This window comes from Paraburkholderia phymatum, assembly GCF_040965635.1.
GTDB classification, from domain to species: Bacteria; Pseudomonadota; Gammaproteobacteria; order Burkholderiales; family Burkholderiaceae; genus Paraburkholderia; species Paraburkholderia phymatum_B.
Map to the genome: position 1 here is coordinate 316,955 of NZ_JBFRCH010000001.1, position 12,572 is coordinate 329,526.

A 12,572-nucleotide genomic window follows, 5' to 3' on the forward strand; every position below is an offset into this window, starting at 1 on the left:
CCGGCCGCCAACCCGCTGCGAACCAGGGAACCTGACCATGGAAAACAAATCACACGCCTTCTGGGCCGGGCTCTTCACAGTCGTAATGGCGATTGCGATCGGCGTGGCGGCGTTTTTCTTCAACATCGACAGATCGGTGCGCATCCCTTTCGATCTGATCGCGCGGACCAATGTCACAGGTTTGTACCCAGATGCTGCGGTACGATATCGCGGCCTCGACGTCGGCAAGGTGCAGTCGATCAAATTCGATCGCGCACATCCGGGGCAGATTCTGATCCGCATCCTCGTCGACAAGAACGCGCCGATCACGCATTCGACGTTCGGCAGTCTCGGCCTGCAGGGCGTCACGGGCCTCGCGTTCATCCAGCTCGACGACACGGGGCACGACACGACGCCGCTCGCGTCGTCGCCGAAGAACGTCGCGCAGATGCCGATGCGCCCGGGCCTGCTCGACCAGTTGCAGTCGCGCGGCGACGTGCTGCTGCGTGAGCTCGAAAAGACCGTGCGCGACGTCGACGAGCTGCTCTCGCCGGAAATGCGCGCCCAGCTGATGGCGACGGCGGCGAGCCTGCAGCATGCCGCCGATGGCGTCGCGACGCTCACGGCGCAAATGGGACCGGCAGCGGGCAAGCTGCCGGGCACGTTGAACCAGCTGGACCAGACACTCGTATCGACGAACCGGATGGTCACGAGCCTCAATCGTGCGGACGGTCCGCTCAATGTCACGCTGAACAAGGTCGGCGCGGCCGCGCAGCAGGCGGGCGATGCGCTGACGGCGATGAATGCGACGCTGCAGGACGTATCGGCGCGCGTCGGTTACGACACGCTGCCGCGCGTCAACTCGCTGGCGGAAGACGTGCGCACGGCCGTGCGCTCCGTAGACCGCGCCGCCGATACCTTCAGCAGCACGCCGAACAGCGTGCTGTTCGGCGCGCCGCCTGCCGCGCCCGGCCCGGGCGAGCCGGGCTTCGTGTGGCCGGCGGCGCGCGCGGCGAAATGAATTTCAAAGGAATAGGCAATGTCACGTTCGAATCACCGACTCTTCATCACGCGCGCCGCGCTCGCCGCAGCGCTGCTCACGCTCGGCGCGCTGGCCGGCTGCGCTGGCAATCCGGCCGCGCTCGCCGATATCCGCTACGACCTCGGCCCGGCGCCGTTGCCGGCGAGCACGGGCACGATGCCGGCGATCAAGGTGCTCGATGTCACGGCGCCCGCCATGCTCGACTCCGACAAGCTCGTCTATCGCCTCTCGTATGCGGACTCGCAGCAGACGGCCTCGTATGCGACCAGCCACTGGACGATGCCGCCCGCGCAACTGCTGACGCAGCGGCTGCGCAATGCGCTGTCGTCGCGCGGCACGGTGCTCACGGGCGGTGACGGCGTGCACGCTCCCGTGCTGAAGGTAGACCTCGACGAGTTCGAACAGGACTTCGACGGCCAGTCGGAGAGCCACGGCTCCGTCACCGCGCGCACGACGCTGTTCGTCGACGGCAAGGTGGTCGGGCAGCGCACGTTCCTTGCGCGCGCGCCGTCGAGTTCGGCCGACGCAGCGGGCGGCGCGCGCGCGCTCGCAGCCGCCACCGACGATCTCGTCGCGCAGATTTCCGCGTGGCTCGGCGTGCAAGCGCTCGTCGCTCAGCAATGACGGACGCTCGCGCGGTCATGGGAGCGCTGGATGGCTGACAAGCCGTGGCAGCACCGGCCGTCGGCGTTTGCGAGGCAGGCGCTCGCGCTTTATGCGGCACTGATCGTCTACGGATCGTGGTATCCGTTCATGGGCTGGCGCTCGCTCGGCATCGGTCCGCTCGACTACCTCTTCGATCCTTTTCCGCAGTACCTGACGGCCTTCGATGTCGTGACGAACGTGCTCGGCTACATGCCGTTCGGCGCGCTCGTCGTGCTCGCCGTCTATCCGCGCTGGCGCGGCGCGCTGGCCGTGGCGATCGCGTTCGGGCTCGGCACGCTGCTGTCGGGCGTGATGGAGGCGGTGCAGACCTGGCTGCCGACACGCGTTGCGTCGAATCTCGATCTCGCCGCGAATGCGCTCGGCGCGCTGCTCGGCGCGACGCTGATGTCGCCGCTGACGGGCGCGCTGCTCGATCGCGGGATGCTGCGCCGCATGCGTTTTCTGTGGTTCGAGCGCGATCGCACGGCCGTGATCGGACTCGCAGTTCTGTGGCCGTTCGCGACGATGTATCCGTCGCCGCTGCTGTTCGGCCTCGGCGCGTGGCCGCGCGATCTGTGGCTGCGCTTCGATTCGACGATGCAGGACGCGCTGCTCGCATGGACGCCCGCAGCCTGGCACGTGCAGGCATGGCCCGCGTTCGTCGCGTCGTGGCTGCCCGACGACGCGTGGGAAGCCATCATCACCGCGCTCAATCTGCTGGCGGCGGGCGCGCTCGCGTCGCTGCCGATGCGCGAGCGCGCACCGCGCGCGCGGCTTCTGATCGGGTTCGTCGTCGCGACGCTCGTCGTCAAGGCGGGCGCGACGTTCCTGCAATCGCAATCGGGTCTCGCGTTCAACTGGGCGACGCCGGGCGCGCTAATCGGCCTCGCAAGCGGTTTCGTCGCGATGCTGCTGTCGCTGAAACTGCCGCGCAGCTCGCGTGCCGCGCTCGCGGTGATGGCGATCGCCGTTTCGCTGGTGTTCGTCAATCTGCTGCCCATCAATCCGTATTTCGATGTCGTGCTCGCCGACTGGCGGCAAGGGCGATATCTGCACTTCAACGGCCTCGCGCGTTGGCTCGCGTGGATGTGGCCGTATGCGGTGCTCGTGTGGGTCGGTTTGTCGGCGGAACACGCATTGATGTCGAGAAGGCACGGGTCGCGCGCGTGATGTACGCGCGTCGTGAATCGCCGTGCCGCGCACATGGACTCCGCATGGGCATCGCCGTGCGATCTGCGGCGTTCGAGCCCCGTCGTTATAATCGACGGCACCACGTCTCCTGCTGCCCGGCGCGCCGTACGATTCGCGCGCGCCGCGCCGTCAACGGATTTCACTCGCCAGTCATCATGGACTCTTTCTTCAAGTATCACGTCTTTTTCTGTCTGAACCAGCGCGAGCCGGGCGCATCGCGTCCGTGCTGCGCGAACTGCAACGCGCAGGAAATGCAGGAGTACGCCAAGAAACGCGTGAAGCAACTCGGCCTCGCCGGTCCCGGCCAGGTGCGCATCAACAAGTCCGGCTGTCTCGATCGCTGCGAGGAAGGGCCGACCATCGTCGTGTATCCGGAAGGGGTCTGGTACACGTACGTCGATCAAGCCGATATCGACGAGATCGTCGATTCGCACCTCGTGAACGGCAAGATCGTCGAGCGTCTGCTGATCGACCGTTGATGCTCACCGCGCCCCGATAGCGACAACAGCGACACCACACGATGAATGCACAAACGAAGAAGTATCTGATCGACGGCCCGGTGGGCAAGATCGAAGTCGCGCTCGACGTACCCGATGCAACGCGCGATGCGAACGCCGCGCCGCGCGGCATCGCGCTCGTCGCGCATCCGCATCCGCTCTTCGGCGGCTCGATGGACAACAAGGTCGCGCAGACGCTCGCGCGCACGCTGGTTCAGCTGAACTACATCACGTACCGCGCGAATTTTCGCGGCGTAGGCGAAACGCAAGGCGCGCACGACGCCGGCATCGGCGAACGCGACGACCTGCTCGCTGTGCTCGACCATATGCGCGCGCAGCCTGGCCAGGCCGATCTGCCGCTCGTGCTCGCAGGCTTTTCGTTCGGCACGTTCGTGCTGTCGCACGTCGCCGCGCGGCTGCGCGAAGAGGGCAAGGAAATCGAGCGGATGGTGTTCGTCGGCACGGCGGCGAGCCGCTGGGACGTCGCGCCCGTGCCGGAAAACACGATCGTCATCCACGGCGAAACCGACGACACCGTGCCCATCCAGTCCGTTTTCGACTGGGCGCGTCCGCAAGAACTGCCCGTCATCGTGATTCCGGGCGCCGAGCATTTCCTGCATCGCAAGCTGCATATCCTCAAGCGCATCATCGTCGACGCGTGGCGCTGATTCACGCGCTCACGCATCGGAAACAAGGGCGGCCGCGTGCCGCCCTTTGTCGTCATAAAACCCGCGCAACTGCGGGAAAAAACTCGCTGAGACACCACAAACTCAAGGCAAATTGTCAGGCAGCCGCTTGTATAATGAGCGCTCTTTTTTTGGGCGCAGCGTTGCCCGTCTGGTGGATCGAATCGCCTGTCCGTGAGTCTGGATGGCGGATTCGGCGCGAGATGCGAGGCGCGCTGCGCGAACCGACCGCGAACCGATGGTCTGACGAGCAGTCAAATCGACGCCGCACCGCTTGCGCGCGGCGGCGCCTGCGAATCCGGCATCACGCGAACATCCGAACTGCGCGTCTTTGCGCGCCCAGAACATACTTCTGTCCGAACCGATCCTATGCGCCTTTCGAACCCCGGCCATTCCAGCCTCGCTTCTTTCATTCCGCAAACCGTCGCCAGCAAGCTGGCCCTGGGGCTCGTTCTGCCCGCTGCGCTAGTCGCGAGCAGCGCGTTCGCGCAGGTGCCGCCGCCGGGCGTGAACGCGCGCTCGTGGGTGCTCGTCGATGCAACCAGCAATCAGGTGCTCGCATCGGGCAATCCGGATGAGCGCGTCGAGCCGGCGTCGCTGACCAAGCTGATGACGGCGTATCTGGTGTTCGAGGCGCTCGGCACGAAGAAAATCACGATGGATCAGACGATCAATCCGAGCGAAGCGGTGCGCCGCGTGAAGACGGATGAATCTCGCATGTTCATCGAGGCGAACAAGCCCGTCACCGTGCACGACCTCGTTTACGGGATGATCGTGCAGTCGGGTAACGACGCTGCGATCGCGCTGGCGGAACTGGTCGGCGGCAGCGAATCGCAGTTCGTCAACTTGATGAACGCGGAAGCGCAAAAGCTCGGCATGACGCACACGCACTTCTCGGACGTGAACGGCATGCCCGATGCGCAGCACTACACGACGGCGGGCGACCTCGCGATCCTGTCCGCGCGCCTGATCCGCGACTACCCGGACTACTACAACATCTTCTCGGTGAAGGAATTCACGTATAACAAGATCAAGCAGCCGAACCGCAACCGTCTGCTGTGGATCGACCCGACCGTCGACGGGCTGAAGACGGGCCACACGCAGGCGGCCGGCTACTGTCTGATCGCGACCGCGAAGCGTCCGCTGGCGGGTGTGCCCGACGCGTCGCGCCGTCTCGTCACGGTGATGATGGGCGAGCAGAAGGAGCACGACCGCGTGCAGGACAGCCTGAAGATGCTGAACTACGGCTACTCCGCGTACGACGCGGTGCGTCTGTATAAGGCGAGCCAGGTCATCGAGACGCCGCGCGTCTACAAGGGCTCGCAGGATACGGTGAAGCTCGGCGTGAAGTCCGATCAGTACATCACGCTGCCGAAGGGCTTGGGCGACAAGGTCAAGCCGCAGGTCGAGCACGCCGATCCGCTGATCGCGCCGATTACGGAAGGCCAGCAGGTAGGCAGCGTGAAGTTCGTCGCCGACGGCAAGACGCTCGCGCAGGTTCCGCTGGTCGCGCTGCAGGCTGTGCCGCAGGCGGGCATCGTCGGCCGCGTGTGGGATTCGATGATGCTGATGTTCAACAAGAAGAAGTAAGCCGGCAACAAGAACAGGATCTGCGGCTTGCTTTTTCTCCGCGCGCAATCATATGGGGTGATTGCGTGCGGTGAGTGAAGGAGTCGAGGATGAGTCCCGTGAACGAATCATTGATAGATTTTCCCTGCGATTTCCCCATCAAGGTGATGGGCAAGTCGCACCCCGATTTCCAGACGACGATCGTCGAGGTGATCCGCCAGTTCGACGGCGGTTTCGACGCGACGCGTATCGAAGTGCGGCCTTCGAGCGGCGGCAACTACACCGGCCTGACGGTGACGGTGCGCGCGCTGAACCGCGAGCATCTCGACGACATCTACCGGGCGCTGACCGGGCATCCGATGGTGAAGGTCGTGCTGTAAAGCGTCTTGATGCACGGGCGGTGGCGCGCTAGCGCTCCGTCTGTGCCGCTGCGGGAAGCTGGACGTGCAATGCGTCCGGCGCGGTCTGTGTTTCTTTGTCTCCCTGCCTCCCCAGTGTCGCCGAGCGCATCGCGTTTTCGGTGCACGCTTTTTCGAAGAGCTTCCTGAAGCGCGCGACTTCGTCGAACACCCAGTCGCGGAACGCCTTGACGCGCGCCGTCTGCAACATCTGCGGCGGACAGATGAAGAAATACTGCCACGGGCTCGGAGCGTCGATATCGAAAAGCCGCACGAGCCGGCCCGCCGCGATTTCGTGCATCGCCAGCGAGCGGCGCGTAAGCGCGACGCCCTGGCCGTCGATGGCTGCCTGCAGCAGGTTCGACGAATCCTGATACAGCACGCCGCGCTTCGGCTCGGGCCAGTCGGTGAGCCCTGCCGCGTCGAACCACGGACGCCAGAGTTCGTCGTCGGAGCGCAGCAGCGTCACGTTGGCGAGATCGGCGGGCGTTTTCGGCAGATTGCCGCCGTTGAAGGCCGGCGAGCAGGCGGGGAAAAACACTTCCTCCAGCAGTAGTTCCGTGTGCAGGCCCGAATAGTTGCCGTAGCCGAAGCGGATCGCGGCATCGACGTCGTCGCGGGCGAAGTCGGTCAGCGCGTTGGTCGACAGCAGTTCGAGATCCCACTGCGGATTCGCCTCGATGAAGCTGCCGATGCGCGGCGTCACCCAGCGCGCCGCGAACGACGACAGCATCGACACGACGAGCCGGCGGTCGCGGTCGCCGGCGCGAATCTCGCGCGTGGCTTCCGCGAGCGATACCAGTGCCGTGCGCACCTGCGCGGCATAGCGGCGGCCGACATCGGTGAGCCGCACGCGCTTGCCGTCGCGAACGAAGAGCTTCACGCCCAGTTCTTCCTCGAGCGCGCGAATCTGATGGCTCACGGCGCCGTGCGTGACGAACAGCTCGTCGGCCGCGCGCGAAAAGCTCTCATGTCGGGCGGCGGCCTCGAAGGCCTTGATCGCGTTCAGCGCCGGCAGTTGACGAAGATCCATCGCAATTTTTCTCACAAAGCCGTGAAAAATGATCGTTTGGCGTGAACCCTTGCCACGCCTACGATTGTAGCCATGAAGCGACTTTTGGCGAGGCCATCATGCGAGAAATTTCCTCTAGCATCACGTTTGAAATCGTAGCCGGCGAAACCGTTCCGATGAAGGTCACGCGCAGCACGCGGCTCGCCGTCTCGGGCGGTGCGGTGTGGGTGACGCGGAGCGACGATGTCGAAGATTACTGGCTCGAACCGGGCAAGACGCTGCGTCTGCGGCGCGGCGAGCGGCTGTGGCTGTCAGTCGAGCGGGGCACGCAGGCGCGCGTGGCCTTCCTCGTGCCGACGCGTCCCGACGAGAAGGCGCTCAACTGGTTTGCCCGCGTCAGCGAACGTTTCGGCGCGTGGCTCCGCTCGGGATGGCGTACCGTCTGATCGCGCTGCTCTTCGATCCTGCTTATTGTCCTCTGGGCCGGCGAGGCGCGCAGGTTTTCGGTAAACTCCCGAAATCATGTGTGCCACGCCGGTTTCATCGTCCCCCGTATCTCCGAGTTCAACTCAGCCTGACGCCGCTGCGCGAGCTTATCCCGCGCAGCCGGTGACGTTGCGCTGGCGCGGCTCGGAGGACTATCAGGCCAGCTTCGACGCGATGCGTGCATTCACCGACGCCCGCGAGTCCGAAACCTCAGACGAAATCTGGCTCGTCGAACATCCTCCCGTTTTCACGCTCGGCCAGGCCGGCGATCCCGCGCATCTGCTCGCTGCCGACAGCGGCATTCCGCTCGTCAAGGTCGATCGCGGCGGACAGATCACGTATCACGGTCCCGGCCAGGTGGTCGCGTATCTGCTGCTGGACTTGCGTCGCCGCAAGCTGATGGTGCGCGAACTGGTGACGCGGATCGAGCAGGCCGTGATTGACACCCTCGCGGCGTATAATCTCGCCGGAGAACGCAAGGCCGGCGCGCCGGGTATCTACGTCGCGCCAGAGCAGCCGGATGCAGGGCTGCACGTCGGCGCGAAGATCGCCGCGCTGGGCCTGAAGATCCGCAACGGTTGCAGCTATCACGGTGTGAGTCTCAACGTGAACATGGATCTGCAGCCGTTTCTCGCCATCAATCCGTGCGGTTACGCGGGGCTGGAAACAGTCGACATGGCGACGCTCGGCGTCGCAGCCGGCTGGGACGACGTAGCCCGGACCCTGGCAGCAAGCCTCATCGCCAACATCGACGGCCGCCCCGCAGCCGTTGGCCAACTGCAGGCGGGCGTCATCGCCGCCTGACTGGAACGAACGAATGACTGACGTTACCGCGAATTCCGCCGCTTCGAACGCCGCTCCGGCGCCTTACGACGCTACCGCGAAGCAGAAGGCACAAGCCAAGACTGCGCGCATTCCGATCAAGATCGTTCCGATCGAAAAACTCAAGAAGCCCGACTGGATCCGCGTGAAGGCGGCGACGGGCAATTCCCGTTTCTACGAAATCAAGCAGATTCTGCGCGAGCATAATCTGCACACGGTGTGCGAGGAAGCGAGCTGTCCGAACATCGGCGAATGCTTCGGCAAGGGCACCGCGACGTTCATGATCATGGGCGACAAGTGCACGCGCCGCTGCCCGTTCTGCGACGTCGGACACGGCCGTCCTGATCCGCTCGATCCCGAAGAGCCGGGCAACCTCGCGCGCACGATCGCCGCGCTAAAGCTGAGGTACGTGGTGATCACGAGCGTGGATCGCGACGATCTGCGCGACGGCGGCGCGGCGCACTTCGTCGAGTGCATCCAGAAGACGCGTGAGCTGTCGCCGGAAACCCGCATTGAAATCCTGACGCCGGACTTCCGCGGCCGTCTCGATCGCGCGATCGGCATCCTGAACGCCGCGCCGCCCGATGTGATGAACCACAACCTCGAAACGGTGCCGCGTCTGTACAAGGAAGCGCGTCCGGGTTCGGACTACGCGCATTCACTGAAGCTACTGAAGGACTTCAAGGCGCTGCATCCTGATGTCGCAACGAAGTCGGGCTTGATGGTCGGTCTCGGCGAGACGGAAGAAGAAATCCTCCAGGTGATGCGCGATCTGCGCGAGCACAACGTCGACATGCTGACCATCGGCCAGTATCTGCAGCCGTCGGAGCACCACCTGCCCGTGCGCGCTTATGTGCATCCCGACACGTTCAAGATGTACGAGGAAGAAGCGTACAAGATGGGCTTCACGCACGCGGCTGTCGGCGCGATGGTGCGTTCGAGCTATCACGCCGATGTGCAGGCGCATGATGCTGGCGTGGTCTGAGCGCGTGCAGCAGTAGCGCCCGGTTGAAGCAGAAAAGCCCGCTTAATAAAGCGGGCTTTTTTTCGTCTGCGATTTGAATAGCGACACAGCCCCACATGCTCCCTGCCGCCCGGGTGGGGGGCGTTCCGCAAGTGGACCCCGCGCGACTTTTCGCGGTCCGCTATGCGCGTCGCATTGGTAGATGTCAAAGATTGTCGCAAATGAACTCGTCCTATTTGCAAGCCTGCGACGACGGTGTAGAAGCGAATTTCGCACACCGGGTTACAAGGTTCTGATATGGCAATTCCGCTTCACTTGTGGCTGAAAGATTCAAACGGAGCCGATATCGTCGGGTCCAGCAAAGTTTCAGGCCGTGATGGCAGTATCGAAGTCCTGAGCGTCGCGCACGGCATGAGCACGCCCGTTGACGGACATACCGGGCGACTGATGGGAACGCGGGTGCATCGGCCACTCTGCATCGAAAAGGAAATCGATCGGGCATCACCGATCCTCTACCGGGCCATCGCAAGAAGCGAGCTATTGGGCGAGGCGATATTGCGCTGGTATCGGGTCGATGAAGCAGGCAACGAGGTCGAATACTTCAGGATGACCATGACGGGCGTAAGAGTCTCTTCAATCTCTCCACGCATGCCGAACTTCAAAGACCAAACCAAGCAAACGCAAAACCATACGGAACTCGTGGAACTTCGCTACTCCTCGATCACATGGGCCTACCTCGACGGCAATCTGATCTTTAAAGATGACTGGAATGAACTCCCGTTCTAACCTGAAGGAAACGCACAACCATGCCGGTGTCTTGCACATACACACTCAACAGGAAAGACACTTCGCCGCTAATCTGCTCGGGCTTCGGTTCGGTAGAAGCCTATTCGGGTCATGGAAAGGACACGAACAATCCCGACTTTGTAGCCGATGTGGGCGTGGGCGCGATACCGCCCGGCACTTACTACATCGTGGATAGAAGTTCAGGCCGCTGGTTCGGGTGGGTACTTGATGATTTCGGGGCCGCCATTGGCACCACCGACAGGCGTAAGTGGTTCATGCTCTGGAACCCATATACGGGCGATGCGACGATGGTGCATGGGGTAAAGCGCGGCCTTTTCCGCCTGCACCCTGACGGACCCCACCACAGGAGCGATGGTTGCATCACCATCAAGAACCCCGCCGATTTTGAAAGGCTTCGCAGTTACCTACTCGCCACGGGCGCGACAATGTCCGTACCAGGCACCGATATGAAAGCCTATGGTCGGGTAGATGTGCGATGAAACGCCTTGCGCTCTTCGGTTGGTGTGTTGCCACGTTTGGTGTGTGCATTCTCGTGATGATACCGATTGGCCGCTTCACCTTTGCCCACTACTTCGACACGCCGGAATGGTTCAAGGCGTCGATTAGGTGGGTAGCCTATCGCTCCTTCGCTTCGGAAACCTACAATCGCGAGTCTATGGATATAGAGGATGCTTGCGATCTAGTGCTTATCATCGTGGACCTGATGCTGGCTGCGACAATCGTTGTTCCTGCAAGCAGGTTTGCATGGCGACTTGTCATGCGCTTATCACAGCATAACTAACGAATCAGGGAATTCAATGTCAAACGACATCTTCATCAAGATTCAAGGCATCGACGGTGAATCACAAGACGCGATGCACCTGAACGAAATCGACGTGGTTGACTGGACATGGAAGGTTGAGCAGCAATCAGCAATGATGTCAGGATCGGGAGGTGGCGCGGCGAAGGCGACCGTTAGTGATCTGGAATTCACGCATATGATGGACCGCGCAAGTCCGAACCTCGCGCGCCACTGCTTCACCGGCAAGCACATTCAAGAAGCAAGGCTGACAATGCGCAAGGCCGGTGGCGTCCCCCACGAGTTCATGCGCATTACCCTCTATGACGTTGTGATCTCACGAGTCCAGCCGCTTGCAGGCGGACAGGCTTGTATTGAAAAGGTCGGGCTATCGTTCGCGCGAATGAAGAAGGAATACATTCTCCAGAACGCCATAGGCGGGAATGCCGGAACAATAACCGCGCTCATCGACGTCAAAGAGAACGTCTCACGGTAGGCGCATGCTGGCGGCACCGTCTGCCTACGATAATTTCGAACCCGTTCGCGAAGCGGGAGCTCTCGACGCGGACTAGGCACTTTCGCCGCCACCACTCCAGCGGGCTTTTTTGTTTCGTGCGATTCATGGCGCAGTGCACGCGGCTCACCTGCTGATGTGCAATGGAAAAACGCACAAAAATACAACAACGCAAAGTTATCCCGAGACCCCGACCGGACCCACTACAAAGTCACGCGAGAATCACCTTCCCCACTTTGCGCTTCAATTGCGCGAATGCGGGTATGTCCACCGCTTTCCCGTTGGTAATCAGCAGATCGATTTTTTCGGGCGCGCAATACGCGATGCGGCTGCGCTGACCTATCTTGCTGTAATCCGCGAGTATCACGACGCTGTCCGCGTTGCCGATCATCGCTCGCGCGACTTCCGTTTCCGCGCGGTCATAGTTGGTCGCGCCATGCCTTGGGTCGACGCCGACGGGTGACAGCAGCGCGATATCGGCGCGATAACGCTGGATGTCGAGGATGGTCGTATCGCCTGTCGTCGATAACGCGCGGTCGCTGATCGAACCGCCCAGCAGAATGACCTCGTTCGCCCACGATTCGCGCTGTTCGGGCACGCCGCGCATCTTCAGCGCGACGTCGATCGAATTGGTGATGACGGTGAGGTTCGCGAGCTTTGCGAGCTCATCGGCAAGCGCCGCGGTCGTCGTGCCTGCGTCGATGAAGAGCGTCTGTCCGCTTGCAACGACACTTGTCGCGGCCTTCGCGATGGCCTTCTTCGATTTCACATGCGTCTGCGCACGCTCGGCGATGGGCGCTTCGTCGGCGGGTTTGATCGCGCCGCCATGCACGCGCCGCAGTTCACCGAGCGCTTCGAGATCGAGCAGGTCGCGCCGCACCGTCTCGCGCGATACACCCAGGTCCGCCATGATGCGCTCCGTCGATACACGATTGAGTGTGGACAGCAGCGCGCGTATTCTCTGATGACGATCTTCCTGCCACATGCGTGATCTTCCTCGCCTGTTCTTAAACGTTGTGCGGCCGTCGCGTTTCTATACACGGGATGACTATCAATGCATTGTGTCGGAGCGATGTCAAAGCGCATAACGACGCGATACGTGTATACTTTTGGGTTGTACTTTTTTGGGAGCTTGCAAGTTTGGGTATTTATATTTAGCCTTCGCATTCTGAGGCATTTGCG

Annotated in this window: 16 protein-coding genes; 14 read left to right on the forward strand and 2 right to left on the reverse strand. The window is 62.5% G+C overall.

Features of this window, described 5'->3' with window-relative positions; genetic code table 11:
- Positions 1–37: 37 nt before the first annotated feature.
- The 7 genes from AB4Y32_RS01425 to AB4Y32_RS01455 all read left to right on the forward strand — a co-directional run bounded on the left by AB4Y32_RS01425 (position 38) and on the right by AB4Y32_RS01455 (position 5,989).
- Positions 38–1,000: an MlaD family protein gene (locus AB4Y32_RS01425; protein ID WP_368719628.1), complete on the forward strand. Its 963-nt coding sequence runs from the start codon at positions 38–40 to the stop codon at positions 998–1,000.
- Positions 1,001–1,018: 18 nt separating this feature from the next.
- On the forward strand, positions 1,019–1,645 hold the full coding sequence (locus tag AB4Y32_RS01430; RefSeq protein ID WP_368719629.1) for an ABC-type transport auxiliary lipoprotein family protein: 627 nt from the start codon (positions 1,019–1,021) through the stop codon (positions 1,643–1,645).
- A gap of 30 nt (positions 1,646–1,675) precedes the next feature.
- A complete protein-coding gene (locus AB4Y32_RS01435; protein WP_368719630.1) occupies positions 1,676–2,836 on the forward strand; it encodes a VanZ family protein in 1,161 nt (386 codons plus the stop codon).
- A gap of 176 nt (positions 2,837–3,012) precedes the next feature.
- The gene (locus AB4Y32_RS01440; RefSeq protein ID WP_152761509.1) at positions 3,013–3,336 is read left to right on the forward strand and encodes a (2Fe-2S) ferredoxin domain-containing protein; all 324 of its coding nucleotides are present in this window, start codon (positions 3,013–3,015) and stop codon (positions 3,334–3,336) included.
- A gap of 41 nt (positions 3,337–3,377) precedes the next feature.
- A complete protein-coding gene (locus tag AB4Y32_RS01445) occupies positions 3,378–4,022 on the forward strand; it encodes an alpha/beta hydrolase (protein WP_368719631.1) in 645 nt (214 codons plus the stop codon).
- Positions 4,023–4,409: 387 nt separating this feature from the next.
- A complete protein-coding gene (locus AB4Y32_RS01450; protein ID WP_368719632.1) occupies positions 4,410–5,630 on the forward strand; it encodes a D-alanyl-D-alanine carboxypeptidase family protein in 1,221 nt (406 codons plus the stop codon).
- An 89-nt stretch (positions 5,631–5,719) separates the two neighbouring features.
- Positions 5,720–5,989, forward strand: coding sequence for a DUF493 family protein (locus tag AB4Y32_RS01455; RefSeq protein WP_087734212.1), 270 nt, complete (start codon positions 5,720–5,722; stop codon positions 5,987–5,989).
- A gap of 28 nt (positions 5,990–6,017) precedes the next feature.
- Here the strand turns inward: AB4Y32_RS01455 and AB4Y32_RS01460 are convergent, their stop codons facing one another.
- On the reverse strand, positions 6,018–7,040 hold the full coding sequence (locus tag AB4Y32_RS01460; protein ID WP_368719633.1) for a transcriptional regulator GcvA: 1,023 nt from the start codon (positions 7,038–7,040) through the stop codon (positions 6,018–6,020).
- A 98-nt stretch (positions 7,041–7,138) separates the two neighbouring features.
- Here AB4Y32_RS01460 and AB4Y32_RS01465 point away from each other — a divergent pair, with 98 nt between their 5' ends.
- The 7 genes from AB4Y32_RS01465 to AB4Y32_RS01495 all read left to right on the forward strand — a co-directional run bounded on the left by AB4Y32_RS01465 (position 7,139) and on the right by AB4Y32_RS01495 (position 11,372).
- Complete coding sequence (locus AB4Y32_RS01465) at positions 7,139–7,465, forward strand: DUF2917 domain-containing protein (RefSeq protein WP_368719634.1); 327 nt, start codon at positions 7,139–7,141, stop codon at positions 7,463–7,465.
- Between the two features lie 76 nt (positions 7,466–7,541).
- Positions 7,542–8,309: a lipoyl(octanoyl) transferase LipB gene (gene lipB, locus AB4Y32_RS01470; protein ID WP_368719635.1), complete on the forward strand. Its 768-nt coding sequence runs from the start codon at positions 7,542–7,544 to the stop codon at positions 8,307–8,309.
- 13 nt (positions 8,310–8,322) lie between these two features.
- Positions 8,323–9,312: a lipoyl synthase gene (gene lipA / locus AB4Y32_RS01475; protein ID WP_368719636.1), complete on the forward strand. Its 990-nt coding sequence runs from the start codon at positions 8,323–8,325 to the stop codon at positions 9,310–9,312.
- A 276-nt stretch (positions 9,313–9,588) separates the two neighbouring features.
- A complete protein-coding gene (locus AB4Y32_RS01480) occupies positions 9,589–10,077 on the forward strand; it encodes an Hcp family type VI secretion system effector (RefSeq protein WP_368719637.1) in 489 nt (162 codons plus the stop codon).
- 20 nt (positions 10,078–10,097) lie between these two features.
- The gene (locus AB4Y32_RS01485) at positions 10,098–10,577 is read left to right on the forward strand and encodes a DUF2778 domain-containing protein (protein WP_368719638.1); all 480 of its coding nucleotides are present in this window, start codon (positions 10,098–10,100) and stop codon (positions 10,575–10,577) included.
- Positions 10,574–10,879, forward strand: a complete 306-nt coding sequence (locus AB4Y32_RS01490) for a hypothetical protein (RefSeq protein WP_368719639.1) — start codon at positions 10,574–10,576, stop codon at positions 10,877–10,879. Before AB4Y32_RS01485 ends, AB4Y32_RS01490 begins: the two co-directional genes overlap by 4 nt.
- A 16-nt stretch (positions 10,880–10,895) precedes the next feature.
- Positions 10,896–11,372, forward strand: a complete 477-nt coding sequence (locus AB4Y32_RS01495) for an Hcp family type VI secretion system effector (protein WP_368719640.1) — start codon at positions 10,896–10,898, stop codon at positions 11,370–11,372.
- Between the two features lie 229 nt (positions 11,373–11,601).
- Here the strand turns inward: AB4Y32_RS01495 and AB4Y32_RS01500 are convergent, their stop codons facing one another.
- Positions 11,602–12,375: a DeoR/GlpR family DNA-binding transcription regulator gene (locus AB4Y32_RS01500; protein WP_368719641.1), complete on the reverse strand. Its 774-nt coding sequence runs from the start codon at positions 12,373–12,375 to the stop codon at positions 11,602–11,604.
- Positions 12,376–12,572: the final 197 nt, after the last annotated feature.